12 protein-coding genes are annotated in these 18,764 nt (G+C 53.9%); 7 read left to right on the plus strand and 5 right to left on the minus strand.

What is annotated here, in order from left to right; genetic code table 11:
• Nucleotides 1-44: 44 nt before the first annotated feature.
• The 4 genes from HDF09_RS01075 to HDF09_RS01090 all read right to left on the minus strand — a co-directional run bounded on the left by HDF09_RS01075 (nt 45) and on the right by HDF09_RS01090 (nt 5,076).
• Entirely contained in the window at nt 45-824 is a 780-nt protein-coding gene (locus HDF09_RS01075) for a DUF2306 domain-containing protein (protein ID WP_260180850.1), read from the minus strand.
• Entirely contained in the window at nt 808-2,088 is a 1,281-nt protein-coding gene (locus tag HDF09_RS01080; protein WP_183760427.1) for a putative sugar O-methyltransferase, read from the minus strand. The genes HDF09_RS01075 and HDF09_RS01080 overlap by 17 nt, the downstream gene beginning before the upstream one ends.
• A gap of 115 nt (nt 2,089-2,203) precedes the next feature.
• On the minus strand, nt 2,204-4,054 hold the full coding sequence (locus tag HDF09_RS01085; protein ID WP_183760429.1) for an ABC transporter ATP-binding protein: 1,851 nt from the start codon (nt 4,052-4,054) through the stop codon (nt 2,204-2,206).
• On the minus strand, nt 4,051-5,076 hold the full coding sequence (locus HDF09_RS01090; protein ID WP_183760431.1) for a phytanoyl-CoA dioxygenase family protein: 1,026 nt from the start codon (nt 5,074-5,076) through the stop codon (nt 4,051-4,053). The genes HDF09_RS01085 and HDF09_RS01090 overlap by 4 nt, the downstream gene beginning before the upstream one ends.
• A gap of 389 nt (nt 5,077-5,465) precedes the next feature.
• Here HDF09_RS01090 and HDF09_RS01095 point away from each other — a divergent pair, with 389 nt between their 5' ends.
• Together HDF09_RS01095 and HDF09_RS01100 are read left to right on the plus strand one after the other, a co-directional pair.
• Entirely contained in the window at nt 5,466-6,677 is a 1,212-nt protein-coding gene (locus HDF09_RS01095; protein WP_183760434.1) for a putative sugar O-methyltransferase, read from the plus strand.
• A 278-nt stretch (nt 6,678-6,955) separates the two neighbouring features.
• The gene (locus tag HDF09_RS01100; protein WP_311718317.1) at nt 6,956-7,834 is read left to right on the plus strand and encodes an HPr kinase/phosphorylase; all 879 of its coding nucleotides are present in this window, start codon (nt 6,956-6,958) and stop codon (nt 7,832-7,834) included.
• Nucleotides 7,835-8,385: 551 nt separating this feature from the next.
• Here HDF09_RS01100 and HDF09_RS01105 read toward each other — a convergent pair.
• On the minus strand, nt 8,386-9,381 hold the full coding sequence (locus tag HDF09_RS01105; protein WP_183760437.1) for a hypothetical protein: 996 nt from the start codon (nt 9,379-9,381) through the stop codon (nt 8,386-8,388).
• 392 nt (nt 9,382-9,773) lie between these two features.
• Between HDF09_RS01105 and HDF09_RS01110 the strand changes: the two genes are divergently transcribed.
• The 5 genes from HDF09_RS01110 to HDF09_RS01130 all read left to right on the plus strand — a co-directional run bounded on the left by HDF09_RS01110 (nt 9,774) and on the right by HDF09_RS01130 (nt 18,585).
• Nucleotides 9,774-11,036, plus strand: a complete 1,263-nt coding sequence (locus HDF09_RS01110; protein ID WP_183760439.1) for a nucleotidyltransferase family protein — start codon at nt 9,774-9,776, stop codon at nt 11,034-11,036.
• 534 nt (nt 11,037-11,570) lie between these two features.
• Nucleotides 11,571-14,606: an SLBB domain-containing protein gene (locus HDF09_RS01115; RefSeq protein ID WP_260180851.1), complete on the plus strand. Its 3,036-nt coding sequence runs from the start codon at nt 11,571-11,573 to the stop codon at nt 14,604-14,606.
• Nucleotides 14,607-14,792: 186 nt separating this feature from the next.
• Nucleotides 14,793-16,061: a GumC family protein gene (locus HDF09_RS01120; RefSeq protein WP_260180852.1), complete on the plus strand. Its 1,269-nt coding sequence runs from the start codon at nt 14,793-14,795 to the stop codon at nt 16,059-16,061.
• Nucleotides 16,058-17,398 (plus strand): oligosaccharide flippase family protein, encoded by a 1,341-nt coding sequence (locus HDF09_RS01125; RefSeq protein ID WP_183760441.1) that lies wholly within the window; start codon nt 16,058-16,060, stop codon nt 17,396-17,398. The genes HDF09_RS01120 and HDF09_RS01125 overlap by 4 nt, the downstream gene beginning before the upstream one ends.
• Nucleotides 17,395-18,585, plus strand: coding sequence for a glycosyltransferase family 4 protein (locus tag HDF09_RS01130; protein WP_183760444.1), 1,191 nt, complete (start codon nt 17,395-17,397; stop codon nt 18,583-18,585). Before HDF09_RS01125 ends, HDF09_RS01130 begins: the two co-directional genes overlap by 4 nt.
• Nucleotides 18,586-18,764 lie beyond the last annotated feature (179 nt).

Consider the following 18,764-nt stretch of genomic DNA (forward strand, 5'->3'; position numbering starts at 1 on the left):
GACGTCGACCAGTGATCTCATCATCGGGTTGACGCTCATTCGTTCTAGGCTTTTAGTACAACGGGTCGAGGGTGGTGTGTCGTCAGCTGTCGCCAATGGAAAGCAATATCTGGAATCAGAATGGCTAGAAATGTGATTATGATGATCTCGATAGCGAAACCGGCCTCGCTATGTCGGTTCCAGGCCGGAATCGGTTGAAGCACGCGAGTACCCACAAATGTAAGTGTCACGGCATAGGAACGGACCATCCATTCGCGATGCTGCTGAATGTGGCCATTACGAGCCGTGAGAAACGCCGCAAGTGTAGTAATCATCCATGTGCAGGCTTGAACAGAAGTGGCCACTACAAAATGGATAGCTCGGGGGTCGTGCCGGTGCTTTGACAACGTGATCGCGAGGGGAGCGGCTACAAATACGGCAGTCACATAAATTCTTCCAAGTGCCCGGTGAAATCGCGGATAACGTCTGCGCAATCGGCTCGAAAACTGAATTGGCCCGATAAGAAGTGCGAGCACGCCCCCCGTTATGTGCGGGACTATGAGAAAAAGAATGGAGCCCAGGTACGCCCGTTCCGCTGCTTGACGGAGGAGCGGTACTTCGCTGTAGAGCGTAACCGAGAGTGTCATCGCGCCGATGAGCATCCAAAGCGCAACCTTCATAAAACGCGGCTGAGAAGAATGGAGAACCTGTTTTTCTGCCGCTGCTTCACCAAGTTGCGCGATCCCTCTGGATGGGTCTAAGGGAGCACCCACAGGGGACGACCCTATGCCCTCGTGTAGTCCTCTCAGCATCGCGTGATTGTCTCGATCACCGTTGAGCACCATGCGCTCCTTCTCTTGCAGCAAGCACCGGCGCGTCGACGGCGGAATAGACAACCGCGGGTTTGCGGCTGAAAGTCTGCTCGATCAAGGTAGAGTTGGCTAGGGCCGCTGCACCTCCCACACCGGCACCGGAAACCCTATGACTGTGCCATCCCGACGTACGTCTATCCATCAGCGTTAACGCATTTGCTCCTTCGCCAAGCAACTCCCCGATCAATTCGCTGGACGACTGATTGGCGATATACAGCACCGAATGCCTGGTAATTGCCGCAATCCTTTGCAGGCACTCAGTCATCGCCCCTGCCGATAGATTTGAAACTCCATTGGAGCTAAAGGTGATGTCGATAGAAGCATTCTGCATAGCCGCCAGCGCAGATATAGGCAACAGTGCTACGTCAACCTCTGAGAGAGCGTCTTGGGTCAGCGACTTCTCGCCATATAGTAGAAAAGTTAAATGGGGAAATGCCTTCATCAGATGGTATGAGCTCAGAGCAATTCGCTCCGGAACGTCAAAATCAAAATAGGTTAGAGGTCGATGATCACGGAGAAGATAGTAGGCGACAGCGCCGAAGCCACCACCGATTTCCGCTACGGTCGAATGGGGTATGCAGAAGCGATCTACTAAGCCGGCTACCCGCTGCGCGCAATAGTGTGAGTACTCCGCTCCGACGGTGATATGCGTCCCGTCGATCACAACTCCGAACGGATTGCCGATTCCCGATCCTGCTAGGTCCTTCAGAGAGAAGCGGTTGCTGGTAAGAGATTTCCAGTAGTCGAGTCGATATAAAACGTGGCTTAGATAAAAATGACGGTAGATGTCTTTGATTTGCGGTCCAAAATAAGCTTTCGACATTCCTTGAGGAGCTGCCAACAAGCCGGCAGAGCAAGGATCGCGGTAGAAGTTTCGGTACATCTCGCCTAAAGCAACAGTTTCATGCTTAATGAGCGCCCGGATTGATGGGCTCAAACTTCCTTGTCGCAGCCTTCGCACCGACTCCGACGCTATATAGGCGCCAAGTACGGAATGCGGTTCGCTTTCGGCTTTATTGTAGGCTGCACAGATGCGTTCAAGAAGAGGTGTATCGTCAGACGCTTCATCGATTCGATTGGCGAAGCCAGCCGTGACCTGTTGCAGATCATAGCGGGGATCTTTTTTAAAACGTCTTCGGCCGTGGTTGCCAAACCTCCACATGTGAACATGAGCGGCAAACCATGACTTCGCCTTTCTGGCGCTGCGAAGCGGATGACTTATATTGGTCAAACTCACGGAATCATATCCTCTGCACTCCTGAACAAATCTTGGGCACATTCAACACCCGGCACAGTGATTCGCCATCTTCCTATAGCCACTTGGACTCGTAGTGCAACAGACATCTCAACCGTCAAACTGGAGTTGGGCATAGGTCTCCTTCGCCGGTTGCCAGAAACAGGTTGCTTTCAAGTCTGTGTTGTCTCGTGTAGAAGTCATAGTAATGTTGCTGGAGCGAATACAGAGATTCATGCGTTCCACGTTCGACGATCTTCCCGTGATCAAGCACAAGAATCTGGTCGGCGCTTTGGATCGTGGAAAGCCGATGAGCGATAACAAAAGTTGTTCTGCCCCTCATCAAAGAACTCAGACCTGCCTGGATCAGCGCTTCCGATTCCGAGTCAAGCGAACTTGTGGCCTCGTCGAGGATGAGAATGCGCGGATTCGCTAAAATGGCGCGGGCAATGGAGATCCGCTGGCGCTGTCCCCCCGACAGCCGGATTCCCCTTTCGCCCACGACTGTCTCATACTGATCCGGAAGTCGCTCTACGAATTCATCCACGCGGGCGATACGGCAAGCCTCGAGCCATTGTTCTCTATGTGCGCCAGGACGGCTAAATAGAACGTTTTCGCGAATGCTCCCATCGAACAAAAATGTATCCTGCAGCACCACGCCCAGTTGTTGGCGATAGCTGTCGAGCTGCACGGTTGACAAGTCGACGCCATCGATAAGGATCTGACCGTCAACTGGAATATAAAAACCGCAAATCAGCGAGATGATTGTAGATTTACCAGCACCAGAAGCACCGACCAGTGCGGTCACTGTACCTGGATCGGCCTCAAACTGAAGCCCATGCAATACAGCCTTCCCGGTTGTGTAAGTAAATGAAACATCCCTGAAAACGACGCTACCTTGGATTGGGCCAATCATTCGGGTACGGCATATCTCACTGTCCTCCTTAGGTTCTCTAAGGAGGACCGCGGTACGGTGAAGCTTGGCGATGGACTCTGTAAGTTGACTTCCAACACTAACGAGGAGTGCAATGGGAGCTACCATAAAAGCCAGCAGCATGATGAACTCCACATAACTGCCAATGTCTAAACGGTGTTCCTTCACCTCCAGCGCACCGAGGTACATGATCAGGCCGCCAACTATGCCAAACAGGATAGTAGACGCCAGCGACATCCATGATTGTGCACCAATGGAGCTCACATGGTTCTTAAGTATGCGCTCAGCGCCATTGGCGAACACATTGGCCTCGCTAGCTTCGGCACGGTAGCCCTTTACTACACGCACAGCTGCAAGCGATTCGGTTAAGCGCCCCGCTACCTCAGCAGTCAGCTTGGAGCGTTCATGAAAAATCGGGCGCGTGATGCCAAATGCAGTCTTAAGAAAGAACCCGAACCCGACCAGAATGCAGAAAGTCAACATTGTCATCAAGGTGCTGATGCGTAAGAGAAGGACAAGAGCGATGATCGCGGTCAGCATACCTCCTGCCAAATCCACGAGGCCGGCGCCTACCAGGTCACGGACACCTTCCGCATCGTTCATAATGCGGGCTGTGAGATCTCCAGCGCGACTGCCATCGTAAAACGAGATGGGGAGGCGCCCAATATGTTTCTGAACTTGTTTCCGAAGGTCCGCGATCAAACGCTGACCAGTGATGGAGAGCTTTTGAGAAAGGAAAAAAGTAGTAACACCCTGAATGCATGTCGCCCCAGCGACGGCACTAACGATCAAAGCTAACTTATCGAAACGACGTCCGTACATTACATCGTTGACTAAGTAACGGAAAGCGACGGGAACTGCAAGGCCACATATGCGGTTAACTATCATCAACGCAAAACAACCAAAGATGAGCCAGCGAAATGGCTTGACGAGCATCCAGACTTCAGGGATTGCCGCGACAAGCTTCGGCTTCCATACGCGTTCCGATGCACATACAGTGCCTCTGTCGCTGGATGATCTGGAAGAAGAATTCATAAGCGCTCGTGTCCCGGTCGATTCTGCGGCAGCGCAAGCCGGCTGGATAGAGAGACCTGATCGACTTCTGAGATGACATCGAGTGGCATCTGCAGCTTGATCTGGCTCAGAATCCTGTTGTAACGTACTCGCATCCGCTCAGAATCGGCGGTATTGACAAGGGTCGTCAGTTCGTCAATCGATGGCTTGAATTTCAGAGGCAGGTGCTTCCAGAAGTACTTAAGATCCTCCGACAGCCAATGGGCATAGGTGCTTTCCCATGAGCGATCGTTCGAGCCGGGGAATACGAAGTTCGCAGGATTTGAGACATGGGAGTAATCCTGAAACCTGCAATCCATAGAAATTCGGAGTTGACTGGAAGTGTTTGGAGAGGCGGAGTGAACTGTTAAGCCATGGAAGATCAGCGCATCTCCAGCATTGATCGCTCCGCTCACCCATTCTCTGCCTCGCGCATTATCTCTTGAGATCACCCCGGTGTCGGGATCGGCGTCTTGCAGGCCGAAATGATGGGAACCCTCCAGGACCTGCAGCGGACCAAGTTCAGCCGGACAGTCGTGAAGTGGCAACCATGCTGTAAAGCAGTCCGTATCGCCTCCAACAGCTAAGTGGTCCTGATGCGCATGAATCACGAATCGATCGCAATTAGGAAAGATCAATCGACCGATCGGTTTCGGGTGAACAAGCAGCTTGGGGCCTACCAGCAAACGCATCACCTCGCGAAGTTTCGGGTGATGAGCAAAAGAGTGAAAAGCTTCAAGATTGAAGACTTTTTCGTAGACTCGCTTAAATGCAGGATCAGATTCGCCGCAGGCTGCCTTTGGGTTGGCCGCTCGCACCATGGGGTGCTGATTTGGCAGCAGCCAGCCTTCGTCAGAGAGAATCTGCACGATCTGGCGCAGCAAATTCTCAATGTCTTCAAATGGCAGGAACTGCCTGATGAGCACGTAGCCGCGCGAATCCAACTCACTCTTTACGTAAGCTGAATCCACGTGACTAGCGTCGATATCGCGGAATGACTCCATCTAATGACCTCTAGCTCGTTGTCCTCTGGATCACGACAAACATACTAGCGCTCGTAGTTCATCGGCGTACCAACAGACCTCAGACCTCCAAAGGATATGGTCGGTGCTGCTATCGTTTGTCATCGAGTTGTCACTTCATTGTCTCTTTGGATCTACATGCATCGTGAGGTATGCCAGCCTGCCGATCGAATCGGATCCCAACTTGCCCATGCATAAGCCTCGACAATGCAATGAAGACATTTAGACAATCTCGCGACAAGTAGAAAATACCCAGACGTATACCTTGGGAAAGAGGCTGCGAATTGAGAATCGACCAGGGGATAAAGGAAGCTGTGAGCGTCTGCCCATCATCTCGAGCCTGCCGACCAATCTGCTACATGAATGTCAATATGAAATTAGCTTCGAAGTATCTACGAAATCCGGTTCAAACGCTGAGATCCGCCGGCCTCAGGTGGCGGACGGCGTGGGCAAATCGCGAGCTTCTATACCGGGGCGGTCATCACTTCAAAGGTGATCCGCGATACGATCTTGATGGCGTCACTCGCGGGTTTAGGGATCGCATCGGCGACAACAGCTCCGATCGGCCATTGCTGCAAAGGATTTGCAGGGCCTACTCCCTGGCAATGAGCCGAGAACAGGCCGCATCGACGAAATACGATCCAACCCCTTGGTGGCAGCAACACCGCGATCTCACACTTGAGCCTGTCATGCGGGCTTTGGCTTCGCACGACCTCGATACATTGCAGAAGATGTACGAGAACTTCTTCCGCGATGATTGTTCAACGGGGCTGCTCCCCGTGCAAAGGGTGAAAAACAACTATTTCGGTCATGTCATTGCCGACTTCTACCGCCGTCTGTATTTAGTCGATGCCCTCTATCGCCTGGACTATTGGAAGGCGGAGACAAGCGGCTGTTATACGGTTGGCGATCTGGCTGGCCCGGCGACCGGAAACCCCTTCGGCGTTGCTCTGGGGGATACCCTTGTCAGAGTAGGCTCCGAGTACCAGCACTACTGTGCGCAGAGAATTGCCCAGCTTCTGCACGGTCACGCCACGATCGCCGAGATCGGCGGGGGGTTCGGTGGAATGGCATATTATCTTCTTCGCGATCGCCCAGGAACAACTTACATTGATTTCGATGTGCCAGAAAGCATATCTCTCACATCGTATTACCTGCTGAAAAACTTTCCGCATCTCAAGATTGTTTTGTACGGAGAGGCAGAGTTGACCTCCGATACGATCCGGCAGGCCGACATCGTCCTAATGCCATTAGTCGAGCTTGCGCATCTGCCGAACGACATAGTCGACCTTAGCTTCAGCTCACATGCCATGTCAGATCTCGCACCGGAAGTCATGCCCGAGTACTTATGCGACATCGCCCGGATCACACGAAATCATTTTCTCTATGTAGGAACCGAAATCTCCGCAGCGAGAATTGTGGATTTCTCCGAAGCTATGCCTAGCCAATTCATATTGTTGGAGTCGCGTCAGTCCGGCTGGAATCGTCATATCGCGCCCAACGCTGGTCATGTGGAATGTATCTACCAAGTTAGTTGTTCAACTTCACCCATATGTTGGGACAAAGAAGTGACAAATCGGTAACAACACGCAAAAAGACTCTGTTCATAATCAGCTTTGATGCAGCACGAGCATATGACAAAGCAATTTCATAAATCCGACATGAGCTTCTCCTGTGCGCAACTCTTCGGAGCGCCGGATACTTCTCGGCCTCACGAAGATAAAGGAATCCAAATATGACGATCCAGGAGATTGAACGGGCGTGTGACAACTTACAGCCACTGGACTTTTCCAGGCCCGAGCTCCCGAAATCCAAGCTCTCATTGACCAGAAGGTTCTATCCATATGGATTTCCCGTCGAAGTGAGGACAAACTCAGTCGACGTGTTAGAGGTGCTGGAGGGTATTTGGGGCAAATTCGAGCAGCGATACAACACAACTCCCATCTCTTCCGAAGTGCATTTGGTGACGAGCGATTCTCTCGACTGTCCGCCCCTGCCGGTGTACCGCCTTATGTCGTCGTTGTTTATAAGTATCGCGGACAAAGATAACTACAGCATCGTCGATATGGAGCGGAATACCGCGCAGATATGTCTATCGGATGCAGCCCTCCGTCACAAACTATACGCAGGATATTACTTCCTCGGAACCCCGGTCTCCTGCATTGCGTCTTGTCACACAACACCGGTACATGCAGGATGCGTGGCCCTGAACGGGCGCGGTGTGCTGCTTTGTGGAGACTCAGGAGCGGGCAAATCTACATTGTCCTACGCATGCGCGCGAAACGGATGGACGTACGTCTCCGACGACGGAAGTTATTTGTTGAGCTCCGGCAAAGATCGCGTGGTTACAGGCAACTGCCATCAGGTAAGGTTCCGGCCGACCGCAGCGGAACTGTTTCCGGAGATCGGAGAGCTCAAGATGATGCCACGAGCGGCCGGGAAACCATCCGTAGAGATGCAGACATCAATGATCCCGGGGTTGACCTGTGCTCAGGCAACCAAGGTCGACTTCATCGTGTTCTTGAATCGTCATTCGGAGGGTAGGCAGGGTCTTGTACCCTATCGCAAGGACGTGACGCGCAACTTTATGCGCCAGATGCTATTCGGACCACCAAATACGCGCGATCGGCAACATGCGGCTATTGAACAATTGTTGACCGCCGAAGTCTTCGAGCTGCGGTACAAGGATCTGAACTGGGCAGTTCATCGGCTGGAGAAGCTGGTTCACGACGGACGGTAGTGGATTTTGCTCCCACATCTGGCATATTAGTCGGCAAAAACAGAGACGCCATCCCTGACCCTAACGATCTCACAAAGCATAAACAACCGGGCAATCCACCTTGCCGAAGATTTGAAGTACGCAATCCCACCCAGGAGGAAAGGTATGTTGCAAGCTAATCAGGCATTTCAATCGACGCGGAGAATTCACTTTTCGAAGTCAGGATAGATCCAAGCGCCATTGAGACAGGTCAGCTTGTTAGGGATTCAGAAAACGTAGGAGCTCTTGTGCCTCGTGCTGACTGAGCGATGCTCGCACACGCATGTGGCGCACCACCGTGCCCGATATATTGGGCGAGAACCCATCAGGAGCCGCATGGCACCGCGAGCAGTTCTGTGCGAAGATGCGATCGCCCTCACTATGGGGAGCCTGTGAGTTTTGTTTCGTGGATACTTTCTGCTCAACGTGCGCGGAGGCTTGCTGATTCGATTGAGGTTGAGTTTGCGCCGCTAGAAACGGCGTAAGGAGCGCACTTAGACCAAAAGCATAAGCGAGAAGATGTGTCTGGCTCATTATTGTTTTCCTTTCCAGGCCGGGAAGAGGAACCGATATACGATTCCGGTCTCCCAGATGTTGACATTTCCGCTGGACGAGAACTGTCGCGAATAGCTTGTGAGAATTCTCGTATTGTGCGGTAGGTTATAGTCCAGGCCGAAGTCTGCACGCTGTGTGTTGACGGCTGGCAAACTATCGCTCGCTACGCTGTCGATTCGAAACGTCTGCTGAATACGAAAGATAGGCTCCAGTCGGCCGATCCAGCTATTAAGTCCCCCGAAGTTTGTGGGTCGATAATCAGCTTCCACCCAATAGCCCTGTGCGTGCTGACCCCGAGCCCACTCTGAACGCAAACGAAAAGCACTATCCTTGGGTTCCCACCAGACATGCGTTCCGTAGAAGTTCTCTTGAGTGCCTTGCAAAAGCCGACCATAAGAAAAACCTACTTCCAGACGTTTCTCCGGCAGATAAAGGCTCACCCGTCCACCGGAGGAGCGTTTTGAATTAAACTGTTCGTTCCCACTGCGCGTAGAGAAGTATGCAGCATAGTCAATGGAGAAGTTATGCCGTGAGATTGCGGATCCTCGCAACTGACCGCCGAGACCAACTCCTGTGGTCATAACTCCTAGCGTCTGGATCAATGGTCCGTCCTGAAGATTATTGATCCAGATTGGAGATAGGCGTTCGTTGTAGGTTCCGAATGGGGTCAAGAAACTCCCGCCCACAACGGTCACATGCGGAGAAACAATGTAATCGCCCTGAAGATAGGTCAACCCAATGAAATGACTGTGGTCGTAGCCGGACTGACCGTCAGCTTTCGGTGTAAAGTCCTCGAGCAGCGTCGCTCGAGACTCGATAAGAAAGTGATCTCCGATTGGTGCGGCTAACACGGGCGAAATGATCGGCAAATAGCTTGTACGGCCCGCAGTGGTATTCGTAAAGAAACCAACGCCACCGGAGATTAACGGCGTGTCCTGGGCATTCCCGTACTGTGTAGCGAAGAGTACGGCCACACTAAATAGGAGCGGTCTCGCAGACCATAGTGATTTGAAAAAACGGAAATCTCGTCGGGGGCACGGCATAGATGCAACTGTAGTCACGTCTCCAACCGGATGTGTCTCATGCTCGTATGTCCTTTGTCAAAGGTTTGTCACGCAACATCAAGCGAAATCTTCTGACGTACCCACCGGTGTATAGGCCCAACGGGCTCGACCTTGGACGTGTTCGTATTCACTGATCTGTATGTCCGGCAATCGAAGCCAATTGGCACGATGCAAAAAGTGACAATTGGTTTACAGCCTTATGACAAACGTCCACAGAATCTTTCCTACAGTTGAAGTCACCAATGCAGGTTGGCGAACAGTGTCGCGGAACAGCTTGGTATTTGTCTTGGTTACTGGTTCGCATGAAATTTGAAGCGATAAAAGAATCCCTGAGCGCCGAACAACAGATCAGGCACGCTGTGCTGCTGACCTTCTGCGACCCGCTTCCTGCCCAGTGTTCGCTACTGCGACATATCTCCTCTAAGGATTGGAAGAAGCTACTGCATTGGCTGGATACCAGTGGTCTTGCATTGTATTTTCTCGACCGGATGCTGGAGCTGCAACGATCCGAAATGCTACCGCCATCGGTACTGGAACGTCTGCAGCAGAATCTCAACGACAACATTGCCCGCACTCAGCGCATGGCGGCCGAATCAAATACGATTCACCGTGAGTTTCAGCACTCACACCTCTCTTATGCAACCCTGAAAGGATTTTCGCTCTGGCCACTTTCGGCGCCAAAGCCGTGGCTGCGATCGCAACTAGACCTGGATTTCTTAGTAGCGGAGGATCATGTACCCGAGGCGCGCCGGATCTTGGAACAGCGAGGCTATTACCTGCACGCGGTCAGCGACAAGAGCTGGGAATTCAAGACGATCCACGCTCCGGGCAGGTCTGTGAAGGATTTATACAAACCTCTTCCGTTGCGTTGCGTAGAGCTACACGGTGAAACAAGCGATCAGAGCCGTCCCTCAGTGCTCGCACGAAAACATGAACTCGACTTCAATGATGTCTCCATTCCGGTGCTTTCTCGCAGCGATCTTTTCGTAGGGCAGGGGTTGCACCTGTTTAAACATGTAGCCAGCGAGTTTTCACGGACTGCACACCTCGTCGAATTCTATCGGCACGTGCTCGCTCGTTATCACGATGACCTCTTCTGGAAGGAAGTCCAGGCTGCGGCTGAGGAGAATCCAAAAGCGGCTGTGGCACTCGGGGTCATTACAATGTTGACTACTCAGGTTATGGGTAATTTCGCTCCTGAAGCACTGACAAACTGGACGGTTCATCACGTCCCCGCTCGCGTACGGTCCTGGGTAAGACTGTACGGATGCAAGTCTGTTCTTGCTAGCTTTCCCGGCAGCAAGCTTTACTTGTTGCTCCAGACAGAGCTTGAACGCGAAGGTATGCCCTCGAAGCGGTCGCTCCGACAATCACTGCTGCCGCGGAGTTTGCCGCCGGCAATTGCCCATACGCCTCCGCACGAGACAGTTCCTGAGCGGATCCGTCGATACTTTATGCAAGTGCGTTTCGTATGTTTCCGCCTGCGGTTTCACTTATTTGAAGGTCTTCGCTACCTCTGCGAGTCGGTCAAATGGCGTCAGCGAACACGTCGGCTTGCACTTTGAATTGACGTCCCAGCTCACTCCATATTGGCGGCGGCTCATTTGTATTCAAACAAGCCCGACAGGGCGGGGTAGGCGATCTATGCCAATTCCTATTTGTCTGAAGCACCGCTTTGCTGTTGGTGTGAAGACGCAGGGCGCGTGCTCAACTTCCTTGAGTTCAATCACGACAACAAAAGAGTGACAATTCACTGACGCACGCATGACATCGCAGTTGTGTTACTTCGCTAGGGTAAATGGTGCACATCGGGACCAATTCAGTGAGCCGGTATTCATTGGTCTAAGCCACAACTCTGAGGCAACGCACGTATGTGACCGTCATTATCCGTCTCTCCGTCCGCTTTCTGTTGCAAAGCCCGCATCTTGAACAGCGAGTCTGATCGGCCATCGAGTCGTAAGCGGCGACGAGTGTCAACCGGCGCAAGGATAGACACTGCAACCCTCATCTCACGCAGACAAGAGATTGACATTTGCCTTACGAAGGCATGACACCGCACCGGTTCGAGTTCTTTACGTTGAAAGACGAAGAGAAAACCTATGCTGATATCTTCCAGGCCATTCCGCATTCTCAAGCTAATTCGAATCACACCCTCGCTTGAGACTGCCTACCGCGGTCGTATGTCGCGTTCGCACGCGGTTGCGGCAAGCGGCTTATTGGCACTTACGGTGATGCTGGGTCAGTCTTCACAGGCGCAAGGAGTGTTCTCACCTCCGCAGAGTACGACCCAATCTCCCTCAACTCCAGGCCCAGGTCTAGGAGCTCCGGAGCAATCCCAAAGTGACGGATCGCAGGACGATAAAAGCAGCTCCTCAAGCAGCCTCGCCGTTCCGGCTACTCTTTCCTCGAACCAAATCATCCATATCCTGCAGCAGAATCCCGATCTGGTTGTGGAGTTGAAGTCGCAAGTAGCCGATCGCCTCCAACAGCAGGGGACGCCGATCGATGCCAACGATATCTCCGACCAGATGCTCTATAGCCAGATCGCAACAAACAGCGATCTGCGCGCGAACATCACGATGTTTCTTCGCGCAAGAGGGTACGTTTCACAGGACGATCTCCAAAGTTTGGGCTCCAATTCAAATATTGAAACCACGGAAGGCAGTGACCTGACCGGACAAGAAGGCAGTGGACTAGCAGGTCAATCTCCTGTGTCGGCTGGACTTGATACTGCCAGGCTTGCTGCAGCTGGTCTCTCTTCGCCCGATCAAATCGATGCTACGGACCGCGCAACTCAGTTGATAGGCCCGGCCGCCAATCAGTCCTCCAGCGAACAGAAGCGTGGCCATGAACCGGTGAATGCCTCCACTGACCCACCGAAGGTTCTACGCCAGCCTGCTCCTTATAACCTGCAATCGATGCGTGATTTATATACGCAGATCCCCGAACAGACTGTCCCACTCAAGCGCTTCGGTTCAGATGTATTTGTCAATCGCAACGTCTCCGCGATGGCTCGTGGCGGGGCTGGTCGGGACACCCCTCTGGATGTGCCACTGGGTCCCGACTACGTGATCGGCGCGGGTGACACACTCACGATCAACATGTGGGGTGGCATGACACAGAGTGTGAATCGAGTCATCGACCGCGACGGTCGCATCTTGTTGCCTGAGGCGGGCTCGCTGGACTTGGCCGGGCTTTCGCTCGATCGTGCGGAGAGCCTGATTGACAACGCACTTAAGAAACAATATCGAGATGTTAAGGTTACCGTGACCGTGTCGCGCCTTCGCTCCGTGCGAGTGTACGTTGTGGGCGATGTGCAGCGGCCCGGCGGGTATGACATCAGTTCTCTGGCAACTCCGTTAAGTGCACTCTATCTCGCGGGTGGCCCGACCGCGGCCGGGTCGCTTCGGATGGTGCGTCATCTACGCGGAGAGCAGCTCGTTGAGAATATAGATCTCTACGACTTTCTGCTGCATGGAATCCGCGCCAAGGGCGCCCGTTTCGAGAGTGGTGACACCTTGCTGATACCGCCTGTAGGACCACAGGTTGCGGTCTCAGGCGCGGTCAAGCGGCCCGCGATCTATGAATTGAAGCCGGACGAATCGACGTTGGACCTGGCCATCAGCGATGCAGGCGGTCTTACTGCGGCAGCCTCTCTTGGGAACATCACGATCGAAAGAATCGATATCAATCGACAACGCGAGACTGTCACGCTTAAGACTTCTGCGGCCGGAACTGCTGACGCCGACCGTGCCACCATTGCCGCGTTCCAGATCCGGGATGGTGATCGCATTCGGATTGCGCCTATTCTGCCCTATAGTCAGCGAGCGATTTATCTTGAGGGGCACGTCGTTCGCCCAGGAAGGCGTTCGTACAGTGACGGCATGCGTCTCAGTGACGTTTTGCACAGTTACCAGGACTTGTTGCCGGAGCCGTCGCCTGTAGGGGAGATTATCCGCCTCGTACCACCCGATCTCCACGCAGAGACCATCAACTTCAATGTGCCGGATGTGCTCATCGGGAACAGCAATCTCGAGCTTCAGACATTCGATACGATTCGCATTCTGGGTCGATACCAAGCGGATGCCCCAAAGGTGACGATTCAGGGCGAGGTACTGCGACCATCTACTTACCCATTGTCCGATGGCATGACGGCTGCACAACTCGTCCGTATGGCCGGTGGATTCAAACGCGACGCCATGCTCGATGAGGCGGATCTTACAAGCTACGGCGTGGCGAATGGAACTCGAGTCACGGGAAATCTTGTTAACGTTCACATCGGCGCGGCTGTGGCGGGGACTGAGCCGGGCGCAGACGTTCCGCTTAAACCAGGAGACATCCTCACCATTCACCAGATCACGGGATGGAATGACATCGGTCAGTCGGTACAGATCGAAGGGCAGGTCGCTTATCCCGGTACGTACGGCTTTCGGGAGGGAGAGCGTCTCAGCTCAGTGCTGCGTCGCGCTGGCGGATTCCGCGAGACGGCATATCCAGCGGGCGCAGTCCTTGTTCGTGAACAGGTGCGCGAACTCGAACAGAAGAGCCGCGAGGAACTGATTCGACAGATTGAGACGAGCTCGGCTTCGGCACGTCTTTCACCGAATCTAGGCGCTGGCGACTCCGGAGCAACGCTGAAGTTGATCCAGGCGCAACAAGATCAGGTGCTGGCCCGCTTGAAGAGCGAGCCCCCGACAGGTCGTCTTGTGGTCCATATCACCGCGGACATCGATAGCTGGGCGAACACCGCTGTTGACATCGAAATGCGCCGCGGCGATGTGTTGACGATTCCTAAACGTCCCGGATTTGTTCTGATTACCGGTCAGGTATATAACGCCACGGCACTGACCTTCGCACCAGGAAAGACTGCGAGCTGGTATCTGCAGCATGCCGGTGGCACGAGTGATACGGCGAACCGAAAAGAGATCCTCGTGATCCGTGCCAATGGCTCAGTCATTGGTCGGCATTCGGGCGGTCTGTTCGATCCTTCTGTCCTCTCCACACGGCTTGGCCCTGGTGACGTGGTGGTCGTACCGCAGAAAGTGCTTGGGGCCTCTCTCTTCTGGAAAAATCTCCTCACTGCTGCACAACTCGCGTCGTCGATTGCCATCACCGCAGCCGTAGCGAATATCTAAGGTCGCTATGGTCGCACCACTCAGCGTACTGGACCCTGACACTTCTATGCCGAACGGGACACTTCAAGGCACAACCAATCCGGGCAGTAAGCAACAACACCGCTCCCTGCCGAGGGCAAGGACATGAGCGAAAGTGTCATGACACCATACGTGGAATCCGCTCCGGAGTTAGCAGCTTCAGCGCCTATGGATTGGCTTAGCCGCGCAAGACTGCTTTGGCAATACCGCCAGACGCTTGCGCGTGTCACGGCCGTTGCGCTCGTAGCAAGCCTCACGATCGCATTCCTGATTCCTAAGCGTTACAAGTCCATTGCGAGCATAATGCCTCCCGACCAACAGGGCTCAGGTGCGATGCTGCTGGCTGCGTTGGCCGGACACTCTGGTAGTTTGGGCAGTCTCGGTAGTCTGGGAAGCCTTGCCGGCGGCTTGCTCGGTGGGCACACCAACACTGCACTCTACGAGAGCCTGCTGGAAAGTGGGACTGTCCGGGGACGTCTCATCGATCGCTTCGACCTGCAAAAAGTCTACTGGTCGCGCTACCGCTTTACCGCTGCGAAACACCTGGCGAATATGACGAAGATCACGGACGACAAGAAGAGTGGCGTGATCACCATTGCGGTGCAAGACACCGACCCGGTACGGGCGCGTGATATGGCACAAGCCTATCTGGATGAATTGAATAATTTACTGACGCGGACGAGCTCGTCCTCCGCCCGGCAGGAACGCATCTTCATCGAGAGCCGCCTTCACTCGGTAGGGGCGGATCTCGAACAAGCCCAGCTTGAGTTGAGCGAGTTCTCTAGCAAGAACAGCACGATCGATATCAAAGAGCAGACACGTGGACTGGTCGAAGCAGGAGCAAGAGTGCAAGGTGAGTTGCTGGTTGAGCAATCAGGCCTTCAATCACTGCGTCAGATCTACGGTGATGGAAACGTGCGGGTTCGTGAGACCGAAGCGCGAATCGCATCGCTGCAGCGCGATCTCCAGAAGATGACCGGGACTTCTGCTCCTCTGACTAAAGGCGACGCGACCGGCAGCCACGCGTCGGCGAACCCCAGCGATCAAGGCGAACTGTATCCGCCACTGAGACAGCTTCCCCGTCTCGCGGTTCCGTATGCCAACCTGTACCGCCGCGTACGAGTGCAGGAGGCCGTATTCGAACTGCTCACACAGCAGTACGAGCTGGCTCGCATCGAAGAGGCGAAAACCATTCCAGTCGTCACAGTCATTGACTCTCCGGGAATACCAGAGAAGAAGTATTTTCCGCCTCGTCTCTTGCTGACCCTGTTGTGTACCTTCCTCGCGTTTGCGGCCACTTCAGCAATGATCGTGGTTCGTGAACATTGGCGTGCAGCCGACAGCCGCGACCCGCGTAAAGAACTGGCGATTGAGGTTCTTTCGGTTATACGCAAACGCCTTTTCCGGATGTCCCGACGGGGGCACATTGTCGAATGAAAAAACACCTCGTTAACGCCGTCTATGGAGTTCTCGACTACGGCTCATATCCGTTCGGGATGTTGCTGGTTGCACCCATCGTGCTGCACAAACTTGGTGCGGCAGAGTATGGGGTTTGGATGATCTCAACGGCGGTCGTCAGCGCTGGAGGCATCATCGCCTCGGGATTCTGTGACGCCAACATTCAGCGGGTTGCCATACTTCGAGGAATTGGCGCAACCGATTCGATGGTGAACTCTGTGCGTAGCATGCTGGGCATCAATCTAGTGCTTGGCATTGCGTTAGCGATTGCCTCCTGGATTGCGGCGCCGTACGCTGCGCGTCATATCACGGTCGCATCTTTCACTCCGGTTCGGGAGTGTCTGATTTGCCTCCGCATAGCGAGCCTGCTGATCCTGGTGCGCGCTATCGAAAGCGTAAGTGTAAGCACGCAGCGCGCCTTTGAACAATATCGCGATGCAGTGCAGGTAAGCGTCGCGGTTAGACTCTTGACGCTTGCTGCAGCAGCTCTACTCGTCCAATCTGGCCACAGTGTCATCTCCATTCTGACAGGCACCGCTGCATTCCTGATCTCGGGTACGTACCTTCAGTTTCGTCAACTCTGGCGCCTACTCGGCAGGCCCTCCTTGTTGCCCGCCTTTCATTCCGGTGAGACGCGATCGCTGCTGCGGTTCGGCATCTTCGCTTGGGTGCAGGCTCTGGGTGGCATTATCTTTGGACAGCTCGACCGACTGTTGCTTGGTGTCTATTTGGGTGCCGTGGCCCTCGCCCCTTACGCTTTGTGCATACAGTTTGCGCAGCCCATCTTTGGGCTAACTGCATCAGGACTCCACTTTCTGTTCCCCTATATCTCTGGACGGGCGGCTACAGTCTCCCGCGAAGAGTTGAAGCGAACAGTGTTGAAGGCATTCGCGTGCAATTTGCTGCTCGTTTCCGGTAGTGCGGCCATGCTACTTAGCTTCGGACCCAGGTTGATCAGGATCTGGGCGGGAGTGAGAGTGGCACAAAGTGCCGCCGCTATCCTTCCTCCGATTGTGATCGGTTCGGCCCTCATGGGCCTGGGTGTGACTGGCATCTACGCCATGCAGGCTCTGAGCCTATTCCGCATGGCGGCCTGCATCAGCCTTGGAGGCAGGGCAGTCATGTTGGTTGTGATGATCTACCTACTGCGCCATATGGGGATTGAAGGATTGGCGATTGCGCGAGTCGGGTATGGCGCAATTGCTCTACTGGTGTATCTGCCTCTTGGCTACCAGCTAGGGATAGTACGCAAGAAGACGGTAGGGGCTTCATCTCTCGCAACAGCCTGCGAACTTCATGAAGGGCCCCGTCTATGAAAATTCTCGTCGTCGCCGCCTCCTACTCGGCTAACATCTCTGGCCTTCAACGCCATGCCTTCAATATGGTGCGCTGTCTATTGCTTAATCCGGATATCACGGCGGTACACCTGGTTCTGGCCCCATGGCAGCGCAAGATGGCCGTGTCGGCCGGACTGGGTTCGGACCAGCGCCTTGCAATCCATTTTGAAGAGATGGACCGAGGGACCGTTGCTCGAAACCTGTGGTATTACAGAAAGCTTCCACAGCTTGTCTCCCGATTGAAACCCGATCTGGTTCATCTCACTTATCCGATGCCGGTCGATGCAGAGGCGATCGGATGTCCGACGGTGCTGACCTTGCACGATCTTTATCCGTACGAGATACCGAGAAACTTTGGACTGCATAAGGTCCTTTTCAACCGAGTGATTTTGCAGCACTGCCTCAATTCCGTCGATGCGATTGCCTGCGTGTCCGAGACGACGATGAATCGGCTGAAGCAGTATGCTTCGAGCAAGACCTATCAAAAGGCGACCCGTCTTTATAACTGCGTTGAGCCAGAACCCTTTTGTGCAACGCAATCTCCGCTTCCAGGATGGCGGGGTGAACCATTTCTGCTTAGCGTTGCTCAGCATAGGCGGAACAAGAACATTCCTCTGCTCATCCGTGCATTCGATCGCTTGTTGCAGCAGAAGCAAATACAACCCTCGACGAAGCTGGTTGTGATCGGAATCAAAGGACCGGAAACCCATCTCATCGAAACGTTGGTGTCTCGGCGTGGTCTGCACAAAAGTGTGATCTTCCTGGAAGGGCTGGAAGAGATGGAGTTGCAATGGTGCTACTCGCGTTCTGAGGCCGTCGTGCTGCCGTCAGTGACAGAAGGTTTCGGTCTGCCTGTCGTGGAGGCGCTTCTCGCAGGCTGCCGCGTGGTCTGTTCAGACATCCCTGCGTTCCGCGAGGTCGGCGACCGGCATTGCGAGTTCATCGAGCTGCGAGAAGATGCCGAGGAAACTCTCGCGAGGGGGATCAGGGCGACATTAGATAATCCAGCCAAAGAGCCCGTGTCGCTTCCGCACCTCTCCGCAGAAGTTCTTGCGAACGAGTACGCGAGACTTTATCGCGGCTTGATACCCGCCGCCTCGATAGCAAAAAGCATGACCCGCAACTCTTCAATCCAACTGGCGGCCCCAGAAAGACAGTCCCTATGACAGAAGAAGACACGCCCGGCCCTGGTTGGTCGAAGACGTGGACTGACGACGCGCGATTGGAGTCTGATGAGACTAGACAGAATTTTGACAATTGACTAACCGACACATGACAACTCGAGGCGATGAAATATCTACGGTACGAAGAGAGCTGAGATATTCCGAACAAGCAAGTCCAGATA

It is taken from the genome of Edaphobacter lichenicola, assembly GCF_014201315.1.
Classification (GTDB): Bacteria; Acidobacteriota; Terriglobia; order Terriglobales; family Acidobacteriaceae; genus Edaphobacter; species Edaphobacter lichenicola_B.